This window comes from Wukongibacter baidiensis (assembly GCF_050888315.1).
GTDB lineage: Bacteria > Bacillota > Clostridia > Peptostreptococcales > Caminicellaceae > Wukongibacter > Wukongibacter baidiensis.
In genome coordinates this window covers 508919-531891 of the sequence record NZ_CP138202.1, presented here as the reverse complement: position 1 = coordinate 531891, position 22973 = coordinate 508919, and the positions used below count along the sequence as shown (strand labels likewise).

General features: G+C 31.9%; 21 protein-coding genes. All 21 read left to right on the top strand.

Going from position 1 to position 22973, the window contains the following annotated elements; translation table 11 throughout:
• The first annotated feature begins 63 nt into the window (after positions 1 to 63).
• The 21 genes from acpP to R9X47_RS02500 all read left to right on the top strand — a co-directional run bounded on the left by acpP (position 64) and on the right by R9X47_RS02500 (position 22913).
• Positions 64 to 297: an acyl carrier protein gene (gene acpP / locus R9X47_RS02600; RefSeq protein WP_432665137.1), complete on the top strand. Its 234-nt coding sequence runs from the start codon at positions 64 to 66 to the stop codon at positions 295 to 297.
• Positions 298 to 332: 35 nt separating this feature from the next.
• Positions 333 to 1577, top strand: a complete 1245-nt coding sequence (gene fabF / locus R9X47_RS02595) for a beta-ketoacyl-ACP synthase II (protein ID WP_432665136.1) — start codon at positions 333 to 335, stop codon at positions 1575 to 1577.
• Positions 1578 to 1940: 363 nt separating this feature from the next.
• Positions 1941 to 2639 (top strand): ribonuclease III, encoded by a 699-nt coding sequence (rnc, locus tag R9X47_RS02590; protein ID WP_432665135.1) that lies wholly within the window; start codon positions 1941 to 1943, stop codon positions 2637 to 2639.
• A gap of 31 nt (positions 2640 to 2670) precedes the next feature.
• Positions 2671 to 3726 (top strand): elongator complex protein 3, encoded by a 1056-nt coding sequence (locus R9X47_RS02585; RefSeq protein ID WP_432665134.1) that lies wholly within the window; start codon positions 2671 to 2673, stop codon positions 3724 to 3726.
• 324 nt (positions 3727 to 4050) lie between these two features.
• On the top strand, positions 4051 to 7617 hold the full coding sequence (smc, locus tag R9X47_RS02580) for a chromosome segregation protein SMC (RefSeq protein ID WP_432665133.1): 3567 nt from the start codon (positions 4051 to 4053) through the stop codon (positions 7615 to 7617).
• A gap of 422 nt (positions 7618 to 8039) precedes the next feature.
• Positions 8040 to 8987, top strand: a complete 948-nt coding sequence (gene ftsY, locus R9X47_RS02575) for a signal recognition particle-docking protein FtsY (RefSeq protein WP_432667578.1) — start codon at positions 8040 to 8042, stop codon at positions 8985 to 8987.
• A 211-nt stretch (positions 8988 to 9198) separates the two neighbouring features.
• The gene (locus tag R9X47_RS02570; protein ID WP_432665132.1) at positions 9199 to 9573 is read left to right on the top strand and encodes a putative DNA-binding protein; all 375 of its coding nucleotides are present in this window, start codon (positions 9199 to 9201) and stop codon (positions 9571 to 9573) included.
• Positions 9574 to 9603: 30 nt separating this feature from the next.
• Complete coding sequence (ffh, locus tag R9X47_RS02565) at positions 9604 to 10944, top strand: signal recognition particle protein (protein ID WP_432665131.1); 1341 nt, start codon at positions 9604 to 9606, stop codon at positions 10942 to 10944.
• An 81-nt stretch (positions 10945 to 11025) separates the two neighbouring features.
• On the top strand, positions 11026 to 11295 hold the full coding sequence (gene rpsP / locus R9X47_RS02560; protein ID WP_432665130.1) for a 30S ribosomal protein S16: 270 nt from the start codon (positions 11026 to 11028) through the stop codon (positions 11293 to 11295).
• Positions 11296 to 11318: 23 nt separating this feature from the next.
• Positions 11319 to 11549 (top strand): KH domain-containing protein, encoded by a 231-nt coding sequence (locus tag R9X47_RS02555; RefSeq protein WP_432665129.1) that lies wholly within the window; start codon positions 11319 to 11321, stop codon positions 11547 to 11549.
• Positions 11550 to 11749: 200 nt separating this feature from the next.
• Positions 11750 to 12262, top strand: coding sequence for a ribosome maturation factor RimM (gene rimM / locus R9X47_RS02550; RefSeq protein ID WP_432665128.1), 513 nt, complete (start codon positions 11750 to 11752; stop codon positions 12260 to 12262).
• Entirely contained in the window at positions 12259 to 13017 is a 759-nt protein-coding gene (gene trmD, locus R9X47_RS02545) for a tRNA (guanosine(37)-N1)-methyltransferase TrmD (RefSeq protein WP_432665127.1), read from the top strand. The genes rimM and trmD overlap by 4 nt, the downstream gene beginning before the upstream one ends.
• A gap of 142 nt (positions 13018 to 13159) precedes the next feature.
• Positions 13160 to 13504 carry a 50S ribosomal protein L19 gene (gene rplS, locus R9X47_RS02540; protein WP_432667577.1) on the top strand — a complete coding sequence of 115 codons (345 nt, stop codon included), beginning with the start codon at positions 13160 to 13162 and terminating at the stop codon, positions 13502 to 13504.
• A gap of 159 nt (positions 13505 to 13663) precedes the next feature.
• Positions 13664 to 14137 (top strand): signal peptidase I, encoded by a 474-nt coding sequence (lepB, locus tag R9X47_RS02535; RefSeq protein WP_432665126.1) that lies wholly within the window; start codon positions 13664 to 13666, stop codon positions 14135 to 14137.
• 5 nt (positions 14138 to 14142) lie between these two features.
• A complete protein-coding gene (gene ylqF / locus R9X47_RS02530) occupies positions 14143 to 15015 on the top strand; it encodes a ribosome biogenesis GTPase YlqF (RefSeq protein WP_432665125.1) in 873 nt (290 codons plus the stop codon).
• A gap of 139 nt (positions 15016 to 15154) precedes the next feature.
• Complete coding sequence (locus R9X47_RS02525; protein ID WP_432665124.1) at positions 15155 to 15928, top strand: ribonuclease HII; 774 nt, start codon at positions 15155 to 15157, stop codon at positions 15926 to 15928.
• A gap of 30 nt (positions 15929 to 15958) precedes the next feature.
• Positions 15959 to 17608, top strand: a complete 1650-nt coding sequence (locus R9X47_RS02520; protein ID WP_432665123.1) for a hypothetical protein — start codon at positions 15959 to 15961, stop codon at positions 17606 to 17608.
• 4 nt (positions 17609 to 17612) lie between these two features.
• Positions 17613 to 17870, top strand: a complete 258-nt coding sequence (locus tag R9X47_RS02515) for an EscU/YscU/HrcU family type III secretion system export apparatus switch protein (protein WP_432665122.1) — start codon at positions 17613 to 17615, stop codon at positions 17868 to 17870.
• Between the two features lie 15 nt (positions 17871 to 17885).
• On the top strand, positions 17886 to 18242 hold the full coding sequence (locus R9X47_RS02510) for a YraN family protein (protein WP_432665121.1): 357 nt from the start codon (positions 17886 to 17888) through the stop codon (positions 18240 to 18242).
• A gap of 726 nt (positions 18243 to 18968) precedes the next feature.
• A complete protein-coding gene (locus R9X47_RS02505) occupies positions 18969 to 20654 on the top strand; it encodes a vWA domain-containing protein (RefSeq protein ID WP_432665120.1) in 1686 nt (561 codons plus the stop codon).
• 93 nt (positions 20655 to 20747) lie between these two features.
• Entirely contained in the window at positions 20748 to 22913 is a 2166-nt protein-coding gene (locus tag R9X47_RS02500; RefSeq protein WP_432665119.1) for a transcriptional regulator, read from the top strand.
• The last annotated feature ends 60 nt before the right edge of the window (positions 22914 to 22973 follow it).

The window sequence follows — 22973 nt, the reverse complement described above, 5'->3', positions numbered from 1 at the left end:
AAAAAGAATTATGCTTTGATATTAAAAAAACTATGATAAAATGAGAAAGGTTAGGTGTTAAATATGGTATTTAATAAGGTTGTAGAGATAATAAAGGAACAATTAGATGTAGATGCTGATAGAGAGGTAACTCCAACAACTTCTCTAATTAATGATTTAGAGGCAGATTCTCTAGATGCTGTAGAAGTTATCATGGCTCTTGAAGATGAGTTTGATGTTGAAATTCCTGACGAAGATGCTGAAAACTTCAAGAATATTGGAGATATTGCAAAATACATTGAAGAAAAAACGAAATAAGATAAATAATTATAACAGGTATAGGAGGAATTAAATTGAGTAAGAGAAGAGTAGTTATAACTGGAATAGGTGTAATTTCTCCAATTGGTAATGGTAGAGAAAACTATTGGAATGCACTAAGAAATGGTGTAAATGGAGTAGATATAATTACAAAATTTGATGTAACAGACTATAAAACTCAAATGGCAGCAGAGGTTAAAGATTTTGATCCTGCACAGTACATGGATAAAAAAGAAGCTAGAAGAATGGACAGATTTACTCAATTTGCAGTTGCAGCAGCAAAGCAAGCTGTAGAAGATGCTGAAATGAATTTAGATGAAATTGATAAGGACAGATTTGGTGTTGCACTAGGTTCAGGTGTTGGTGGTATAGAAACCCTTGAAAACGAACAAACAAAGTTAAGTGCAAAAGGACCAAGAAGAGTTAGCCCATTCTTTATACCAATGATGATCTCGAATATAGGAGCTGGCCGAATTTCTATCGAACTTGGTGCAAGGGGACCATCTATCACATCTGTTTCAGCTTGTGCATCTTCAACCAATTCTATCGGTGACGCCTTTAGAATTATTGAAAGAGGAGAAGCAGATATAATGTGTACTGGTGGTGCTGAAGCATCAATTACGCCACTTTCTATGGCTGGTTTCTGTACTATGAAGGCTATGTCAACAAGAAACGATGATCCGAAGACAGCTAGCCGTCCTTTTGATAGGGATAGAGATGGCTTTGTAATGGGTGAGGGAGCAGGACTTCTTATTATGGAAGAATTGGAACATGCTAAGAAACGTGGAGCCAAGATATATGGTGAGATTGTTGGCTACGGTATGTCCTCTGATGCTCATCACATTACAGCTCCAGCCCCAGGTGGTGAAGGTGCTGCTAGATCTATGAAATATGCTATTGATGATGCAGGAATAAAGCCTGAAGATTTAGATTATATAAATGCACACGGAACATCGACTCCTTACAACGATAAATTTGAAACAATGGCTATAAAAACAGTATTTGGAGAACATGCAAATAATCTTGCAGTAAGCTCAACAAAGTCTATGACTGGTCATTTACTGGGGGCTGCTGGTTCAATTGAAGCGATAGCATGCCTATTGGCTGTTAAAGAAGATTTTGTTCCACCTACAATAAATTATACAAACCCAGATCCTGAGTTAGATTTAGACTACGTACCGAATGAAGGGAGATCAAAAGTTGTAAACTATGCTCTTTCAAATTCATTAGGATTTGGTGGACATAATGTTACAATATTATTTAAGAAATATAATGATTAATCAAAAAATATGGGATACTGAATCCTGTATTTTAAGATAGTATCTTTCATGTATATATTTAATGGGAGCCGTCGAGGCGCCCATTAAATTTTATATAAAACTTAAATAGTACTTTTATTTTAAAGTAAATAAGTATAAAATATTAATGTGTGGAAATTTGTAAAAACAACGTAGAGATTCAAGTAAGGACTTTAATTTATATATATCCAAAGTTCCTAGAAGAGGCGAATATATAAACTAAGTTTAACTAGAACTCTATACATTAAGAAGGTTTTCCGAATGCTTTTTATAGATAACTTGACATTATAACAGCTATTAGAATAAAACGTATTCGAAATTCCTTCTGTTTCTAGGAGGGAAAATATGAACAAAAGTAATTTTGCTGAATTCGAAGAAATAATAAATTATAAGTTTAAAAACAAAGAGTTTTTATATGAAGCACTAACCCATAGCTCCTATGCTAACGAAAAGAAATTTAAGAAGTGTAATCATAATGAAAGGTTAGAATTCTTAGGAGATTCAATTCTGGGACTGGTTATAAGCGATTATTTATTTATAAATTATCCAGACCTTCCTGAAGGTGAACTAACGAAAACTAGAGCAAAAATTGTATGTGAAACGACCCTATCTAATTGTGCAAAATCAATTAACTTAGGTGAATATCTTATGCTTGGTAAAGGTGAGGATGCCACAGGAGGAAGACAGAGACCATCTCTTTTAGCAGATGCTTTTGAATCAATAATTGGTGCTATATATTTAGATGGGGCTATAGATTCTTCAAGGGAATTTATTCTTACTACAATGAAAGTGGTTATTAAAGATGCTTTAACTGGAAAAATATTTATTGACTATAAAACACGTTTACAGGAATTAATTCAGAATGATTCTAATGTAAAAATAACCTATGAAATAATAGATGAGAAGGGTCCAGATCACAATAAGACCTTCTACACTCATGTTAAAAGGAATAACAAGGTTCTAGGCCATGGAAAGGGTAAAAGTAAAAAAGAGTCCGAACAAAACGCAGCAAAAATGGCCCTAGGAAATATAATGGATAAATAAGCTGAAACATCGTTGAAAGGCGTGTATATCATTGAGTAAAAAGAATTACATTATACCAGTTTTTGTACCGCATCATGGTTGCCCCTTCGATTGTATCTTTTGTAATCAAAAGAAAATAACAGGGCTAGATACGGTACTAACAGGTAATCAAATAGAAGAGCAAATTATGGAGTATTCCGAATCTATTGGTGAGAAGGAAGACAAACATATTGAAATTGCCTTTTTTGGAGGAAGCTTTACTGGAATAAATATTGAGAAGCAAAAAGAGTTCTTAGCAATAGCTAATAAGTGGTACGAAAAAGGATATATTGATGATATAAGACTTTCTACTAGACCAGATTATATAGATGAAGATATACTTTCATATCTGAAGGAGTATAATGTTTCGATAATTGAGTTAGGTGTACAATCCTTGGATAATGAAGTACTTGAGAAAAGCTATAGAGGCCATTCTATAGATGATGTATATAAAGCTTCAAAATTGATTAAAAAGAGGGGATTTAAGCTAGGACTGCAAATGATGGTTGGCCTTCCAGGAGATGATTATGAAAAATCAATGGTTACTGCCAAGAAAATCATATCCTATAAGCCTGATTTTGTTAGAATATATCCTACTTTAGTCATACGTGGTACTAAGCTTGAGGAATTGCTTTTAGAGGATAAATATAGGCCATTAGAACTCGATGAAGCAGTGGCAACTTGTAAGGAGTTATATAAACTCTTTTATGAAAATAGAATTCCTATTATTCGTATAGGACTACAGCCAACTGAAAATATTATGAGTGGAAAGGATGTCGCTGCAGGACCTTTTCATCCTTCCTTTAGACAACTTGTGGAATGTGAGATTTATAAAGAGGCAATTGATGAGTCAATATCACTATATAATGGTAAAGTTGAGAATCTTGAGGTTATCATAAATCCAAAATCGATTTCTAATCTAGTTGGAATGAAGAAAAGCAATATCATCTTTTTAAAGGACAAATATGATATTGAGAATATAAAAATAACTAAGGATTCAAATCTACCAAAAAAACAGTTAAAAATCCGCATAAATGATGAGAAAGTAATAAATAAAGCAATACTATAGCACCTGAACACCTGGTTCTAAGGTGTTGTAAGGCTGTTAATAAATCCTAGTTTCTGTGTTGTTGATGGGCTAAGAATCCTTACGTATGCTTATATATGCTGCGGCCTCTTAGTTTCATCACGCTTCGAACTTAGAATTTTTTAACTGCATGTCATCTTGTTAACTTTGTTAACAATCTGATAACACCTAGTTCTAAGGTGTTATTTTATTTTTTTTAAAGATATGATAAAATGTTTAGGTGTATATATTTAATACAATAATTGCTAGTTAAGTAGAACTACTAGTAATTTTCTATAATAAACTTATATAAAAGAGGTGTATGATTTGTACCTTAAGAAACTTGAAGCCCATGGATTTAAATCCTTTGCGGATAAAATAGAGATTGACTTTAAAAATGGTATAACAGGTATTGTTGGACCAAATGGTAGTGGAAAGAGTAATGTCATTGATTCTGTTAGGTGGGTTCTAGGAGAGCAAAGTCCAAAGACCTTAAGGGGAAGCAGAATGGAAGACATTATTTTTAATGGGACAACCCATAGAAAGCCACTGGGTGCTGCAGAGGTATCATTAACCTTTAATAATAGCGAGAAATTCTTACCCATAGACTACAGTGAGGTTACTATAACAAGGAGATTATACCGTTCTGGAGAGAGTGAATATCTTATAAACAAAACCCCTTGCAGACTTAGAGACATAAGAGAGTTATTAATGGATACTGGAATAGGAATTGATGGATACTCTCTTATTGGACAGGGGCAGATTGACAGCATTTTAAGTAATAAGCCCGATGAGAGAAGACAGCTTTTTGAAGAGGCTGCTGGAATAGTGAAGTTTAAATCTAGAAAGTCAGAAGCTGAAAAGAAGCTAAATAACACGAATCAAAATCTTTTACGTATAGAAGATATATTAGGAGAATTGGAACTGCGAATAGGTCCCTTAAAGATTCAAAGTGAAAAGGCAAAGACCTTCCTAGAATTATCCGAAGAGCTAAAGGAATTGGAGCTTAACTTATTTTTAAAGGAGATAGATGATGTTAAGCTTAAGCTTAAATCAGAGGAAGAACAGCTAAGCATCGTAAGAGCACAACATACCGACTATCTAAGCAAAAAAGAAAACATAGAAGGTGAGCAAATAGAGTGTCAGAAAAAAATTGATGATTTGCAAGACAATATTCAAAGTCTTAAGGATAATTTCTATGAAATCAAGAACTTGATAAAGCAGCTAGAAGGAGATAGGGTACTATATCAGGAAAAAATCCAGAATATACAAAATAACATGACAAGAATAGAAAGTGAAGTTGAAAATATATCAAGTGAAGATAAAAATATTCATATAGAACTATCAAAGCTGTTGGAGGAGAAAGAACAGCTTGAAAGTTTACTAGCAGAAAATAATGAATTACTAATAAGTGAGAACAGCAAATATGATACTAATATAAAGTTGATAGGTGACAAGCAAGATAAGTTAGAAGCGTTAAAGAGTAAAGTTATAGAGATTCTTAACTTAGTCTCTTCTACTAAAAGTGAAGTTAATAGTATTAAAACAATGAAGGATAACATCGAAAATAGAATTAGAAAAATTAAAGATGAAAAACAAAGTATAAGCGACAACGAAAAAGAAAACTTAGAAAATCTGAAGATGGCTTCTGAAGAACTAGAAAAAATTAGGGAGTCATATAAAGAGAAAACATTTGAAAAAGAGAAGTTAATCAACAGTAACAATGATTATACTAATAAACACAGAGAGTTGCTTAAAAAATATGAAATAGACAAAAATAATCTAAGGGATATGCAGTCCCAAAGAAAATTACTTGATGCCATGGAGAAATCCTATGAAGGTTTTAGCACCAGTGTAAGGAAGACCCTACAGATATGCAAGAATGAAAGGGAAATTGGAAAGGGCGTACATGGTGTAGTCGCAGAGCTTATGAGCATACCTAAGGAATATGAGATTGCTATGGAGGTTGCCCTAGGTTATTCTATGCAAAATATTGTCTGTAACGATGAAGGCGATGCCAAAAGGATTATTAAATACCTAAAGAAAAATAATCTAGGAAGGGTAACCTTCTTTCCCTTATCAAATGTATCATCATGGCAGAAAAGAGACATCAGCAGAGAGACTAAGGCTTTAGAAGGATATATTGGAGTAGCGAGTGAGCTTATCTCCTGCTCTAAGGAATATAGCAATCTATTCACTTACTTACTTGGAAAAACTTTAATAGTGGATAATATAGACTCGGCTGTTAAAATTTCAAAATCAATAAAGAAATATAAAATAGTAACCCTTGATGGTGATGTAATAAATCCTGGTGGTACAATTACCGGGGGGAGTTATAAATCAAAGATCGCAAATGTTTTCAGCAGAAAAAGAAGATTGTCTGAGCTAGAGGATAAAATAAGTGACCTGAGCAAGCTGACTGTTGAAAATGAAAAAGATTTAGAAGCCCTTAAGAACAAGATAGAGGAAGTAAATGAAAAACTTAAGAGCAATTCGGCCTCTATTGAAGAGACGAAGCTTATGCAGCTTAAACAAGAAAATATTGTAATGAATATCAAGAATCAAGGAGAATCCCTAGGTCAATCTATGAATAACTTAAAGAGTGAACTTGATGAACTTAAGGTTGAGCTAGAGGATATGGATGATTCGGTTCGAGAAAAGGAAGTAAAAATAAAGGAACTAGAATCAGAAAATTTAAGTCTCCAGGAAAACATAAAAGAAATAAACGGACTTGTTAGTGATAAACAAGAGGAAGCAGACTCCTTAAAGGAATACATTACTGGAATAAAGGTTAAATCAGCTTCCATAAAGGGAAAAAGAGAAAATTCCTTAAGTGAAATAGATAGAATAAAGAATACTATTGAAGTATGGAAAAATAATAGATTGAGTAGAGAGAACGAATTAAAAGAGTTAGAAACCGAAAAAGAAATGTATATTGAGGAACTTGAAAAGATACAAATATCTATTAATGACAACGATATTCTTAGTAAGCAAATTGACTATAATATTAACAAATATACTGAGGAAAGAAATGTTTGGAATGAAAAAAACAAAGATCTTCTTTCAAAAATAGATAATATAGATAATGCATTAGATGATTTGAAAGAAAGTTTGCATAAAATCGAAGTAAAGAAAGCAAGACTCGAGCTTCAGCACGATAACTATATAAAGAAAATATGGGAAAAATATGAGTTAAGCTATATGGATGCCTTAGATCATAGAAGTGAAATAGAAAACTTAAGCAAGGCATCTAGTAGAATTAATTATCTAAACAAGGAAGTAAAGAAGCTAGGAGAAGTTAATCTGAGCTCAATAAAGGAATATGAAGAAGTAAATGAAAGATATTCTTTCCTTAACTCACAAAAGGAAGATTTAATCAAAGCAAAAGATTCTCTTGATCAAGTAATTCGTGAACTAGAAGCTACTATGAAGAAGCAGTTTGTTAAAAGTTTTCACCAAATAAATGAAAACTTCAGTGTGATTTTCAATCAGCTCTTCAGTGGTGGAAAGGCTAAACTTGTTCTAGATGATAGTGGAGATGTTTTAGAAGGAAATATAGAGATTATAGCACAACCTCCAGGAAAAAAGCTTCAAAATTTAACCCTACTTTCTGGAGGGGAAAAGGCACTGACTGCAATCGCGTTACTTTTCTCTATCCTTAGAACTAAGCCGACTCCATTTTGCATATTGGATGAAATTGAAGCAGCCTTAGATGATGTAAATATTTTTAGATTTGCAGAGTTTTTAAGGGAGTTTTCAAAAAATTCACAGTTTATAGTTATTACTCATAGAAAGGGAACTATGGAGATTATTGATTACCTATATGGTATTACAATGCAAGAATATGGGGTATCAAAGGTGGTTTCTGTAAAACTTAGTGATGTAGCTAGTTAGTTAATTTACCACGCTCAGTTAGTTGCCGAAGCGGGGAGCTATGATATTTCCTTTTCGTTCATGCAATGAACCTGTATCAAAACTCCCTAAGCATTGGAAAATGATAATGTATAGTTTACTAGCACAAGAAGTTAATTTATTTATTATATTTAGGAGGAATAGGCATGTTTAAAAAACTTTTTAAGAAAATCAAGAAAACTAATGAAGAGAAAATCGAAGAAAATATTGTAGAAGAGGAAATACTACAAGAAGAAATTGCTCCTGAGGAAACAAGTGAAGAAGAGATTAGTAATGAAGAGATCATAGAAGAAGAGAAGGTTATTGAGGAGGAATACAAGGCTGAAGAAGTCGAAGAGACCCCGGTAGAATACGCTGAAGTAGAAGTGAATGATAGTATAGAGGAAAAACATGAGGCTGAGGAAATTGAAGCCGCTGAGCCAAAGGAGAAAGCACCAAGCTTCTTTTCAAAATTAAAATCAGGATTAACAAAAACTAGAAAAGGTATTACTGAAAAAATCGATACACTAATGAAATCTTATACAAAAATTGATGAAGAATTTCTTGAAGAGTTAGAAGAAATCCTTATCGTATCTGATGTAGGAATGGATACGACTATGAAGATTATGGATGGATTAAGGGATGAGATTAAAACTAGAAAATTAACTGAAACAGAAGATGTTAAATCTGTTTTAAAGGAAATTATGGAGGACCTGTTAACTACTACACAGGATAGCGCTCTAAATATATCTCCATCTCCTGCTATTCTTGTTGTTATAGGAGTTAATGGGGTAGGTAAGACTACATCAATAGGGAAACTAGGCTACAACATAAAATCTCAAGGTAAGAAGGTTATGTTAGCAGCAGGAGATACCTTTAGAGCTGCTGCAATAGATCAGTTAAAGGTATGGGGAGACAGAGTTGGTGTAAATGTTATTCATCAGCAGGAAGGTTCAGATCCAGCAGCAATAATCTACGATGCTATCCAATCAGCAAAGGCTAGAAAAATTGATGTTTTAATATGTGATACTGCAGGAAGACTACACAACAAAAAGAATTTAATGAATGAGCTAGGCAAGGTATTTAAAATCATTGAAAGGGAGTATCCAGAAGCAAGAAAAGAGGTTCTATTGGTACTGGATGCTACCACAGGCCAAAATGCAATTCAACAAGCAAAAACCTTCAGAGAGGTTGCAGGTATAACTGGAATAGTACTAACGAAGCTTGACGGTACAGCAAAGGGTGGAGTAGTAATGGGTATAACATCAGAATTAGATATTCCTGTTAAGTATATAGGTGTTGGTGAAGGAATAGAAGATCTTCAGCCTTTTAATGCAAAGGACTTTGTTGATGCTTTATTAAGCGAAAGCTAGTTTCTTGGTATAAACGTGTGATCTAGATTAATATATATACCTAAAACTCCCAGAAGTACTAAGTATTTGTGTATATTTAGATTAATTTTACTATGTAAACTCTATTTAATAGATTTTTTTAATATTTTCTATTGACAATGAAATAATAGTAGTATAAAATACATCTGTAAAGCACAAAACCTTTACAGGTATATTTCTAGGAAGTGTTAATATGTTTGAAAAAAGAATTAGATTAGGCAATTTGTTTGATTTTTATGGTAGTCTACTTACTGAAAAACAACAGGAAATATTAAAATTGTATTGCGAGCATGATTTTTCCTTAGGGGAGATATCAGAGAATCTAGGAATAAGTAGACAGGCTGTTTATGATACGATAAAGAGATCGAGAAAGATTTTGAATGATTATGAAGAAAAGCTTAAATTGCTTGCTAAGTTTTCAAATACTAGAAATAGTGTCAATGAGTTAATAAACCAGATAGATGGTTTGACTAATACAATAAATTCTGATTATGAGAAAAGTGATATTTTGAGTGAAATAGAAAGCATGAAAAGAGCACTTCTTGACATTTTAGATGAGAGCTTGTAATATAGTGAAAGCTCTTAAGGAGGTTAGTAAATGATTTTTGAAGGTCTTTCCGAAAAGCTTCAAAACACATTTAAAAAACTAAAGGGTAAAGGTAAGCTTACAGAGAAAGATGTAAAAGCTGCAATGCGTGAGGTAAAGCTTGCATTACTTGAAGCAGATGTAAACTATAAGGTTGTTAAGGACTTTATAAAGAAGGTTACAGAAAGAACCGTTGGTCATGAAGTTTTAGAGAGTTTAACTCCTGGTCAGCAGGTTATAAAAATAGTTAATGAAGAATTAACCAATTTAATGGGAAATACACAGAGTAAAATTGAATTTTCCTCTAAACCTCCTACAATTGTTATGCTAGTTGGATTGCAGGGTGCTGGTAAGACTACTACAGGTGGTAAACTAGGTGGACAGCTTAAAAAGTCTGGTAAAAGACCTCTTTTAGTAGCATGTGATATTTACAGACCAGCGGCAATAAAGCAGCTACATGTAGTTGGTGAGCAGCTTGATATTCCTGTTTTTTCTATGGGTGATAAGATAAGCCCTGTGAATATAGCTAAGGCAGGTATAGAACATGCTAAAAAGTACGGTAACGATGTCGTGATAGTCGACACTGCCGGAAGACTTCATATAGATGAAAAACTTATGGATGAATTAAAGGATGTAAAAGCCGAAATTGGTCCTCATGAGATTATGTTAGTTGTAGATGCTATGACTGGTCAGGACGCCGTAAATGTTGCTGAGTCATTCAATGCAGAGTTAGGTATAGATGGAATTATCTTAACTAAACTTGATGGTGATACTAGAGGTGGTGCGGCACTATCTGTTAGAGCAGTTACTGAAAAGCCTATTAAATATATTGGGGTTGGTGAGAAGTTAACTGATATAGAACCTTTTCATCCTGATAGATTAGCCTCAAGAATATTGGGTATGGGTGATGTACTAAGTCTTATAGAAAAAGCTCAAGCAAACTTTGATGAGAATAAATTAAAGAAGTTAGAGCAGAAGATTAAAACACAAGATTTTAATTTAGAAGACTTTTTAGATCAACTTGAGCAGATGAAAAACATGGGACCACTTAATCAAATATTGGAAATGATGCCTGGTGTAAATAATAAACAACTCAAAAATCTAAATGTTGATGAAAAAGAGTTAGTTCATATAGAGGCTATTATCCAATCTATGACTGCAGAAGAAAGAAAAAATCCTTCCATTATCAAAGGTAGCAGAAGAAAGAGAATTGCTATGGGTAGTGGAACTAGTGTTCAAGCAGTAAATAAGCTGCTTAAACAGTTTGAACAGACTAGAAAGATGATGAAACAACTTTCTGGTATGGAAAAAGGGCTTAAAAAAGGCGGTAAATTTAAATTGCCGTTCTTTTAAGAATAACCAACCATAGATAAATAATGTTGGTTATATATAAATATTTTAAAATATATGTAAAATTTTAAGGAGGTGAATAGCATGGCGGTAAAAATCAGATTAAGAAGAATGGGAGCTAAGAAGAGACCATTTTATAGAATAGTAGTTGCAGACTCACGTTCACCAAGAGATGGTAGATGTATTGAGGAAATCGGATACTACAACCCAGTTTCAGAGCCTGTTGAAATAAAGATAGATGATGAAAAAGCTGTTAAATGGTTAAGCAATGGTGCACAACCTACTGATACTGTGAGAGATTTATTCAAAAAGCATGGTATTAATGAAAAGTTTGAAGAAGCTAAAAAAGCATAATTTGGCTTCTAGGGGGTGAAATTATGGGAGAATTAGTGAAGATTATTGCGCAAGCATTAGTTGACCATCCCGAAGAAGTACAAGTTAATGAGATAGAAGGTACTCAATCGGTTATAATCGAGCTAAAAGTTGCTTCAGAAGATATGGGTAAAGTAATTGGGAAACAAGGCAGAATAGCTAAAGCAATCAGAACTGTTGTAAAGGCAGCTGCTACTAGAGAAAACAAACGAGTTGTAGTTGAAATTATTCAATAGTCTAAAAGGATTAGGGGTACCTAATCCTTTTGTGGTTTAAAAATTTTTTTTTGGTTAATATTAATATAGAGATTCAAGTAAAACTATTAATTTATATATATACAAAACTCTCAGAATGGTTGAGGACTTGTATATGTATAAATTAAGTTTTACTGTATGAACTTTATACCATCGATATTTCGTTATGAAAGGGTGATTAGGTGGGTGAGCAAATTAGGATAGGTCAAATAGTAAGTACTCAAGGTTTAAAAGGCGATGTTAGAGTATACCCACTTACTGATTATAAGGAACGATTTGAGGAATTGCAATATATCACTTTAGAAGATGACAGGAGCAACCTAAAGCTTGAAATTGAAAAAGTAAGATATAAAGGTAAGCTGATAATACTAAAGTTTAAGGGCCTAAATAATATTAATGACGTTGAGAAGCTTAAAGACAAGTATATTGTTATAGACAAGGATGAAGCACGTGATTTACCTGAAGATACCTATTATATCTTTGATTTAATAGGCTCTAAGGTCGTTGATGAGGAAGATTCACATATTGGAAAGCTTGTAGACGTTATGCAAAATACAGCTCAAGACCTTTATGTGATTGAATATAAAAGCACTAAAAAGAAAATTTTCGTCCCTGCTGTTAAGGAATTTATAAAGGAAGTAAATATAGAGGACAAGATAATTAAAGTTAAACTCATAGAGGGCATGATAGAATGATTATAGATATTTTAACTCTGTTCCCGGAAATGTTTAATAATATAATGAGTGAAAGTATTATTGGCAGAGCTAGGGAAAAAGGTATAATTGAAATAAATCCACGAAACATAAGGGATTTTTCAGCAAACAAACATAAGAAAGTAGATGATTATCCATATGGTGGAGGATCTGGGATGGTCTTAATGAATCAACCTTTATTTGATGCATTAGAATCCATAACGAAGGATAAGAAAAAGAGGAGAGTCATCTATTTAACTCCAAAGGGTAAAACCTTTAATCAAGAAATGGCAAACAACCTATCAAAGGAAGACGAATTAATTTTTATATGTGGTCACTATGAAGGAATAGATCAGAGAATTATTGATAAGTGGGTTACCGATGAGATATCTATAGGGGACTATGTCTTAACTGGCGGAGAACTTCCTGCAATGGTTATCATAGATTCGGTATGTAGATTAATTCCTGGAGTATTAGGGAAGGATGAATCCTTTGAAGATGAAAGCTTTTATAATGGTCTTTTAGAATATCCTCATTATACAAGACCAGCTACATATGATGACATATCTGTACCAGATATACTTTTATCGGGAAATCATAAGTTGATAGATGAATGGAGAACAAAAGAATCGTTAAAAATAACTATTGAGAGAAGGCCAGATCTAATAGTAAAGCTATTTCAAAGAGATGATATTAGCATGAAAGAGAAAATTAAGCTGAAAAAATTACTTGTAGAGATCGTCAATGAAGAACTTTAGTATAAAAATATGGAATAATTTAAAAAATAGTGTTGTACAGTTTTGTATGCTGTGATATAATAACTTGGTGGCAATACGGACGGTCCTCTTCCAGACAGCAGGGAATGAACGTCTATGACGGAGGGAGGTAGCAAATATGAATATGGAAATCATTAAGGCATTAGACCTAGAGCAACTTAAGTCTGATGTACCTGAATTTAACATAGGTGATACTGTAAAAGTTCACTTAAAGGTAAAGGAAGGTAAAAGAGAGAGAATTCAGATTTTCGAAGGCGTTGTTTTAAAGAGACAAAACGGCGGTGTTAGAGAAACATTTACTGTAAGAAAAATTTCTTACGGAGTAGGTGTTGAAAAGACATTACCACTTCACTCACCTAAGATTGATAAAATCGAAGTGACAAGAAGAGGTAAAGTTAGAAGAGCTAAACTGAATTACTTAAGAGAAAGAGTTGGAAAAGCTGCTAAAGTTAAAGAAAGAAGACGCTAATCTAGCTGATTTAAGGGGACTGGTTTCAGTCCCTTTTGTGTTATGTCAAAGAATATGGCTTTCATGATTAAGGTTATGAATTTGAATCATCTCCCATAGAAAGAATCATTTAAATACAAGAAAAATAAAAGACTTCGAAATGAATTTGGTGTATAAAAAATGTTCAGAATGACATTTAAGCATATATTGATGGTAGTTATAGTTTTATTTACTGTGGTTAGTTTTTTCTTTAAGCCCATAAAGTTAAAGGGAAGTTCTATGTATCCGGCTTTTGACAATGGAGACTGGGTTTTGGTTAACAAAATGGCATACAGCTTCAATAGTCCTAAGCGAGAAGACGTAATAGTTTTTAAGTTAAATAAGCATAATAGTAAGTATATTATTAAACGTGTTATTGGACTAGAAAATGAAACTGTTGAAATTGTATCTTCAAAGATATACATAAATGATAACAAAATTGATGAACCCTATGCTACTGAAGTATCCAATGACAATTTTTATAGACGATTTATTCCTAAGAACCACTTTTTTGTTCTTGGTGATAATAGAAAAATCAGTATTGATAGTAGATATGAAGAAATAGGGTTTATTAATAAGGAAAATATAATTGGAAAAATAATATTTAAGTGGTGATATAAATGATTATAAACTGGTATCCTGGTCATATGAAAAAGACCAAGGAGCTTATTCAAAAGAATTTAAAGCTTGTAGACGTTGTTGTGGAACTTTTAGATGCTAGAATACCTATAAGCAGTAAAAATCCTGATGTAGACAATCTTATTGGAAATAAGCCTAAGATCATAGCCCTTAACAAGTCTGACTTATCAGACCCTAAACTGCTTAAGGAATGGATTTCTTATTATGGTGATTTAGGTATAAAAGCAATACCAATTAACTCACTTACGGGTGAAGGGATAAGCAATCTAATCAATTCTGTTAAAGTTACTGTTAAGGACAAAATAGACGCTATGAAAAGCAAGGGACGTAAGGTTCGTCCTATACGAGTTATGATTGTTGGGATTCCTAATGTAGGTAAATCATCATTAATCAATAAACTTGCTGGTAAGAAATCTGCTAAAACAGGTAATAAGCCTGGAGTCACAAAGGGAAAACAATGGATTAGGATAAGAAATGACTTGGACTTGTTTGATACACCTGGTATACTTTGGCCTAAGATAGATGATATAAAGGTAGGGCTAAATTTAGCCTTCACTGGGGCAATAAAGGACGAAATATTAGACACTGATGAAATATGTGTTAAGCTATTGGAAAGGCTGTCTAATAGATATCCAGATAACTTAAAGAATAGATATAAACTTGATGAGCTTAGTGAAGACCCAGTGGTGATTATGGAAGACATAGGAGCAAAACGCGGTTGTAAGAGATCTGGCGGTTTGATTGATTATTCTAAGGTCTCAAACATAGTTCTAGACGAGTTTAGAAAAGGCACAATAGGAAAGATTACGTTAGAAGCACCTGAGGATCTAATTGTAGAAGAGAATGAAGAGTAAAGTGGATGTTTTGAATAATGGATTACAAAAATACATGGGGCTGGAATCATAAGAGATTATTATGAGACAGCCTCTTATTTTTTTATGTTATAATTAGTATTATTAAACCCTTAACTAACATATAGAAAGGACTGGAATAATGGATTTTTCAAAAATGGCATTCAAAGATATAAAAAATTACATAGATTTATTAGATAATGAGGAAAGATATACATACATAGATATTCTGAATCAAGACACTCGAAAAAATGTTCAAAAGCTTGGGGACAAGCTAAAGAAGCAACAGGAAAAAAATAAAGCTGAGATCGAAAGGTTAAAGACTCTTTGGCAATTTGAAGGTAAGTGTTTTAACTTTGGATTTGAGCTAATAGCAGGGTTAGACGAAGCTGGACGAGGACCCCTTGCTGGGCCAGTTGTTGCTTCAGCAGTAATTCTACCTAAGTACGAATTAATAGAGGGTGTAAATGACTCAAAAAAATTATCTGAGAAAAAGAGAGACGAACTATATGAAAAAATTCAAGATATTGCTATTGACATAGGTGTTGGAATAGTTGATAATACAACGATTGATGAGATAAATATATTTAATGCCACTAAGCTTGCTATGAAAAGAGCTATCGAATCTATGAAGATGAAGCCTGATTTTATGCTAATAGATGCACTGGAAATAGCCGATATAAATATTAAGCAAAAGAGTATCATTAAAGGTGACAGCAAAAGCATCTCAATAGCAGCGGCATCTATAATTGCTAAGGTTACAAGGGATAGAATAGTTAAGGAATATGATTTAAAATATCCTGACTACAAGTTTTCTAAGCATAAAGGATATGGCACAAAAGAACACTATGAAGCAATAAGAAAGTATGGAATAACACCAATACATAGGAGAAGTTTTTTAAAGAATATAGAGTAGCTATTGGCTGCTAGGAACAAGGTGATAATAATGGAAATTCAAAATCTACTGAATTCTGTTTTCAAAAATGCCAGTGTAGAAAGTAAGGACTTACTATCGAGGCTCAAAGTTGGAGATTTATTGAGAGCTAAGGTTTTATCCATGGTCGGAGATAGCATTATGCTGGAGGTAAACGGAAAATTTACTCTCGAAGCAAAGGACATGTCATCCATACGCTATAATGTGGGAGATCTTATAGAATTTACGGTAGCTGATATGTCAGAGGACAAGTTTATTATAAAAAGTAATATTTCGAAGCTAGCTCTATTTGAAAGCAAGCTTTCTGAGATGGGTATAAAACTTGATGATGAGAACAAAGAGCTTATAAAACTATTATTTAAAAATCAAATACCTATAACTAAAGAAAATTTATCTACAATATCGTCTACGAAAAATTATTATGGTAAACTTTTTGAGCTTATTAAGGAAAGCAATCTACCGGTGAGTTCAGAAACTATTAATAGTGATGTTAAAGAGGCTTTAAAGAATCTCATAACAAGCAATGAAGTTGATTTGGCAGATAAATCTAGTCAACAAGTGCTTAAAACAATGTCTAATGAAAATCAAAGTAATGTTAGTAGCAACATTAATAGCAGTTTTCCATTTATTAATGAATTTCTAGATGGAGAGAATAAAAATCCATTAGAGAAACTAGTATTTATGTTGAAGAATGGTCTAGATTTTAATATTAAAGATAATGTTTTAGTTGATAATATAGTATCCGGTAAGAAAACCATAACAAGCCAAATAGAAGGACTTATAAAGCTATTGGATGATGAAACCACGAGTAATAATAGTGCTAAAGATAACATCGTTATTGATAAAAGCATACAGGATAATGATTATAAAAATAAGCTCATAAAAATAATGCAAAAGTTTGAGGCCTCAGAGGAGAATAGTATTAAAGACAGTTCTACACTTGAAAAGGGCTTGCAAATTAATACCCTGAAAAATAAGCCTATGGGACCTATACAAAAATCTGACATATCTGAGGATGAAAACATTAAGGATAGCATTAATCCTGAAAGAGTCTTACAGAATAATGATCAGAAAAGCAAGCTTATAAAACTTATGCAAAAGCTTGATGCATCGAGTATTAAAGATAAAGAAGAATTTACATCAACAATGAAAGAACTTTTTCAAAGTCTTGATGATATAAAGAATAGTATATCAAACAGTGAAAACCGTAATCTTATAAGTAAGCATATTGATGAAATTAAAACATCCTTTGACTTCGTTAATAGACTAAATGAGAGTATGGCTTTTATCCAAGTTCCTATAAATATTAATAACTCTCAGAAAAATTTAGATATCTATATCAAAAAGGATGCAGAAAGTAGGAAAAAAATAAATTCCCAAAATGCAAAAATATTTATTTCGTTAAACACAAATAACTTAGATTTAGTACAGGTCTTAATAGAGCTTAATAAAAAGGATATAAATTTAAACTTTAGAATTACAAATAAAAAAATAAGAAAAGTTATTGAAAATAATGAGGCTTTACTAGCAAATAAGCTTAAAGAATATGATTTCAATAATGTGATTTTTAAATACAGCGTTAATGATGAAAAAATGGATCTGACTAATCTAGATTTTAGTGATAAAAAAAGCAAACTAAATACATTAGATATAAAGGTGTAGTGATATGACTAAGAGAACAATTGCTAATGCTCTAAAATATAGTCCGGAAGATGATATTGCTCCAAAGGTAGTAGCAAAGGGTAGGGGCTTTACAGCTGATAAAATAAAGGAATTAGCTGAGAAAAATGGTATTCCTATATATAGGGATGAAAAACTATCTAAGCAATTATATAATCTATCTATTGGCGATGAGATACCTCAAGAGCTTTATAATGTAGTTGCTGAGGTTTTATCCTTTATAGCTAGGCTGGATGACTACTAAGGAGGATTAGTTACTTTGAATACAAAGAAAATTGGGGATATTGGGGAAGAGAAGGCGGCGCAATTTCTTAAAAGAAAAGGCTATAATATATTGGATCGTAACTATAGATGCAGATTTGGAGAGATTGATATCATAGCCCACAATAAAGAGTGTTACATTTTTGTTGAGGTAAAGACTAGGAAAGATGAAAGCTTTGGCCGACCGATCGAGTCTATTAGCAGAGTAAAGATAAGCAGGATATTAAAAACTCTAAAATTCTATTTAGCGCAAAATAAAATATACGACTCCGATATAAGAGTAGATGCTATAGAAGTAATTATGAAAAATCCAAAAGATATAAAAATTAACCATATAGAGAATATAGTCTGTTAGTATTACATAGATATAGAGATTCCAGTCAAAACTTTAATTTATACACATCAAAAATCCCTAGAAGTATCAGATATTTTGACATATATAAATTAAGATTTACTTGGAACTCTTTATATTTAACTTTCAATGGTAGTTAAGTTGAAGCTTTAAAACCTGATTACGAGTCATATAGTCATAATAATGATCGGTTAAATACTGAAAGGGGTAAAGTATGATTGGAAATAGAAGACTTTCGGGAATGCAAATTTTAATAGGTACAATAATTGGATTATTATTAATAAAATTTTTTCCTCTATTAACACGATAATTTTTACTTTTTAATGGATTGATAAAGATATTTAGTTATCGTTTATGTGAAAACCTAGTAAAATACATTAATGCAGCGCTTTAAGAAATAACCTAAAGGTTATTCTTAAAGCGCTGCTATTTTATTATGCAAAAAAATTTTTAAAAAAATAAAAAATAGGTCTAAATGTTCATTTACTTCAAAAGGTCCTAGGACTTAAATCTTAGCAAAAAATGTCAAATAATGAACATTAAGGCTTAATATTCAAATATTATACATTTCCTGCTTTACAGTCACATCAATGCGCTGGTATAATTTACAATATGCGGTTTATAATGTAAAAAAACATCCGAATTGCAGTGAAAATGTCGAAATTAGAAGATTATATATTTAAAATTCAGAGAACGTATTAGAAGAACATTTATAAGGTGGTGTTTTTATTGAAGTGTAAGGGCTTATTAATACTCGTCATATTTCTAATTCTTTCTAGTAGTTTAGTTAGCTTTGCAGAAGAAATAGAGATAGAAAATGAAAAAAGGAATGTCATTTTAGTTTTAGATTCAAGTAACTCAATAAATAATGCAGTTGTAAAAAAGAAACAGGAGCTAGTCCTTAGGCAATTATTAAACGATATTATTCCCGAAGATACTAAAATCTCATATGTTTCCTATAATCATAAGATTAGTAAGTATTCTGATTTTAGGATTATAAAATCAGATGAGGAAAAGCAGCTTTTTTTAAATGAAATAGAGAGTATAAAGAATATTGGATACTCAGATTTTGGATTAGGCTTAAAAAAAGCCAGCGAAATTATGTATAAAAACAATGAGGAAAAACCAAGTAATCACCTGATTTTTCTAATAAGCGATGGAGAAATTTCTCTACCTAAAAATAAGGATAGGACAGAAGCCGATTCAAAAAAAGATATAGATATAGTCATTGAAAAGTTTAGAAGGGACTATGTTCCTATTTTGTCCATAGACATTAGTTCAGAAGAAGAGGAGTTAGATATTTTAAAAAGTGTTTCAGAGAAGACAAGGGGTCTCTATTATAGAGATAATGGAGGGGAGTATAATTTCACAAATGAAACATTTAAAGATTTTCAAAACAAATTAATTTTAAATATTCCAGAAACTATAGAGAAAAATGAAACCTTTAAAATTAACGCCTATTTCAAAGATAGTGATAACGAAAAAATAATAGATGATAACTTTTACAAAAAACTAGATGTACAAGCTAATTTGAAAAGTATAAAGGATTCCTCAAATCTCCCCGTCAAGTTTTTAAATGATGAACTTAGTATGGACAACAAGGTTCAAAACAGTGGAGAATATACACTAAATGTAGAAATAAAGCTTAATGAAAGTACATTCCTTTATGATAAAAAAGTCTATCAAATAAAAAACAATAGGCCTGAAAGTAGTTGGACTCAGAGCATAACTATGCCAAGGTCAAAGGAAGAAAAGAAATATGATTTAAATAATCTTTTCAAGGACAAAGACAATGATCCACTGTCATTTGAACTCATAGCCAATAATAAAGAGGATTTAAAGCTTGAAGGTAATTCATTGCATGTATCAAGGGATAGTCTGAAGGAGCTAGAGTTTAAGATTAAAGCAGTAGATTCTGAAGGAGCTAGCATTATAACTGATCCTATAAATGTTAAAGTGATATCCATCTATAAATACTATATTTTTTACATCATAGGAGTTTTAGTATTAATCATTTCAGTTATTGGTTTTTATATTTATAAAAACTTCAAGATAGAAAAGAAAAAGAACTTTAATGGTAAAGTGAATGCATACTTTATAAGAGTTAAAGACTCCGATGAGGACATAGAACCATTGACTTTTTACTTGTATCAATATAATAGAAAAAAGATAACTTTAAAAGAACTTATGAAGGATGCAGGGATTGAAATTGACAACTTGGAACTGAAGGATATTTACTTTAAACCATATTTTGATAAAAGTGTTTTAATTGTAAATAACTCTAAGGCCACAATGATGATCAATTCTAAAATAATCAAGAAGAATGAAAATTGTGTACTTGATTATAAACAGAAGATTCATATTACATTTGAAGACAATTACTCAGAATTGGAACTACACTTTAGAAAGATTTAACCCAGAATCTGTTGTTTTATTCATTCTAATTCTAAAGAAAATTAGAGTGGATTTTACGAGAATAAATAGTATTAATTTTTAGGAGGCTTAGCTATGGAAATTATAAATCAAACTAATAGGACCATTCTTTTCGAAGAAATAAATCCTGAAAAATTGGATTTAATTTCGATGATAGGTGACACCAAAGGTTTAGACAGCTTGGATGATCAAAAAATCAAAGAAATAAATGAAAAACTTTTGGTAAATGACTTTGATGAGTTTTTAGAAAAATTTTCTCCAGTAGTATATTCGTTTTATAATGCTTCTAATCAAAAGGTTATGTATACTTTGAAAAAGCCAGAAAATCTGCCAGATGAGCACATTGTAGAGATACCAATAAATAAGTCAAATGATTTCTTAAATATGCTGTGTAGCTTAATAGAAGCAAAAACGGCTCAAGGACTTTCAAATGTAGATTTTAAATTTGAAAATCTACTGGACATGATATCCCCAAAAAAAGTAATGGACGATATAAGACAATCCAGAAAAGAAATTCAATATGTGTATAGCCAATATGAAGAACTAGAAGAAGGTGATCCTAAAAAGCTTGATTTAGGAGACAAATTGAACTATATGTTTGAAGATGCAAGCAATAATTATAACAATATTATGGCAATGCTTCCCTTGGCAATTGAAGACATAAAAACAAGATTATTACTTGGCCAAGGTGATAATGAGCAAAATGACGAGGAATTAAAAATTGGTATTCTAAGCATGGGAGAAAAAGGTGAGCTTAAAATCTTAGAAGCACCGAAGGAAGAAGAAAATGCACTTGTTGCTTTAGATGATAATGCTAATACAGGCCTTATAGAAGCCTTTAAAGAGGATTATTATGCTATTAATGAAACGCCTTCAGATTATGTAGGGGATTTAGTAGTACGTACCTTCTGCCCTCTAACATCCACTTTAGAAAGTACGGTTGATGTAGAAACAGAAGTAAATAATTACAATACCTATTTAGAATTTTACAAAACAGCTAAGGATGACTTTGTAAAAACAGTAAAGCCTCTAATTGAAAAAATTCTTGGCGTAAAAATGTTCTTTGATCAGTATAAAACTGAAAACAAAGGAATGAGACCTAGTCTAATAATTACTAACAACAAATTAGATATGACAGTAAAAAGTAGCAATATGCCAAGACTTATAACCTATTTTAATACGGTTAACGATAAAAACGATTTTTCAAATACTATATGGTTTGGTATAATTCCGTCAATCCAAATGAAAATTAAGGAAAAGGCCAAGTTGAAAAGAAGTAGATTCAAAGGAAATCAAAAGTCTGAAAAAGCTGACATGAATACAATTGAATCTCTTACAATGTTACTTAATGTGGTTAAAGACTATAAGATACAGCTATTTTTCAGCTTTGAAACCAACGAAGAAACAACTTTTTCAAATATGGCTGTAAATGGAATAGAGAAATATGTTGATAAATGTGAGCCGTTGACTAAAAAGGATTTTAGTGAATTTGCAATACCTTGTATACCGAACTTTACCATTATACCTAAGGATAAATCTGGGGTTATACTTGACAGCAAGATAGTATTAAATGAAAAGGGTCTTGCAAACTTGTCTAAGGAGAAAGAGGATATTTTAAGGCTTTGGATTGAAGGTGTTTATATAGATGCCTCCTATGTTGCAGCTGGATTATCAGCCGCATATCAATGCCCAGAGTATTTAAAGGGAGTATTTAAAAAAGCCACACCTAAGTATCCTGGAGTTAGATTTGATATAGAGGCAGATGACTATGCACTAAATGTTACTACTACCTTAGCTAAGGAGATTTCAGGATTTACTAATAATATAAAAAATGCAATAAATAGAAAGAATTTTGGTTTTGTCTTTTCTTCTGAAAATGCTCAGATAAAGGGTTTTGATATTAAAAAAATCACTGTTTATAAGGCAAGAAGTTTACAAGTTGTAGGTAACGATTTTGAATCCATATATAAGACTATAGTGACAACATATATTGAAAGAATGCTTCGTTTCCATACCAACGATTTCAAACAAGACAACATTATTAAGTTTTTTAGTAATAATCCAAATAGCCAGAAGAGTAGATGGATGACTGATAAGGGCTTCATAAACTCCATAATCAAAGATGGAGATGATATTAACTTTATAATAGACGAGGAAATAGGAAGCTGCAATATAGATATAACTTTCAATGGAAGCGTTAAAAACTTAGAGGTTGAAATAACAAGAAATTCAGCTAGCTAAACCTGTATATTGACTAAGCTATGTACTTCACTGTATTCATAGCTTAGCTTCAATAAATAT

Excerpts from the sequence above, each read along its gene's own strand:
- acpP (WP_432665137.1), top strand. The coding sequence starts at position 64 with ATGGTATTTAATAAGGTTGTAGAGATAATAAAGGAACAATTAGATGTA.
- rnc (WP_432665135.1), top strand. The coding sequence starts at position 1,941 with ATGAACAAAAGTAATTTTGCTGAATTCGAAGAAATAATAAATTATAAG.
- R9X47_RS02570 (WP_432665132.1), top strand. The coding sequence starts at position 9,199 with ATGTTTGAAAAAAGAATTAGATTAGGCAATTTGTTTGATTTTTATGGT.
- ffh (WP_432665131.1), top strand. The coding sequence starts at position 9,604 with ATGATTTTTGAAGGTCTTTCCGAAAAGCTTCAAAACACATTTAAAAAA.
- rpsP (WP_432665130.1), top strand. The coding sequence starts at position 11,026 with ATGGCGGTAAAAATCAGATTAAGAAGAATGGGAGCTAAGAAGAGACCA.
- R9X47_RS02555 (WP_432665129.1), top strand. The coding sequence starts at position 11,319 with ATGGGAGAATTAGTGAAGATTATTGCGCAAGCATTAGTTGACCATCCC.
- trmD (WP_432665127.1), top strand. The coding sequence starts at position 12,259 with ATGATTATAGATATTTTAACTCTGTTCCCGGAAATGTTTAATAATATA.
- rplS (WP_432667577.1), top strand. The coding sequence starts at position 13,160 with ATGGAAATCATTAAGGCATTAGACCTAGAGCAACTTAAGTCTGATGTA.
- lepB (WP_432665126.1), top strand. The coding sequence starts at position 13,664 with ATGTTCAGAATGACATTTAAGCATATATTGATGGTAGTTATAGTTTTA.
- ylqF (WP_432665125.1), top strand. The coding sequence starts at position 14,143 with ATGATTATAAACTGGTATCCTGGTCATATGAAAAAGACCAAGGAGCTT.
- R9X47_RS02525 (WP_432665124.1), top strand. The coding sequence starts at position 15,155 with ATGGATTTTTCAAAAATGGCATTCAAAGATATAAAAAATTACATAGAT.
- R9X47_RS02520 (WP_432665123.1), top strand. The coding sequence starts at position 15,959 with ATGGAAATTCAAAATCTACTGAATTCTGTTTTCAAAAATGCCAGTGTA.
- R9X47_RS02515 (WP_432665122.1), top strand. The coding sequence starts at position 17,613 with ATGACTAAGAGAACAATTGCTAATGCTCTAAAATATAGTCCGGAAGAT.
- R9X47_RS02500 (WP_432665119.1), top strand. The coding sequence starts at position 20,748 with ATGGAAATTATAAATCAAACTAATAGGACCATTCTTTTCGAAGAAATA.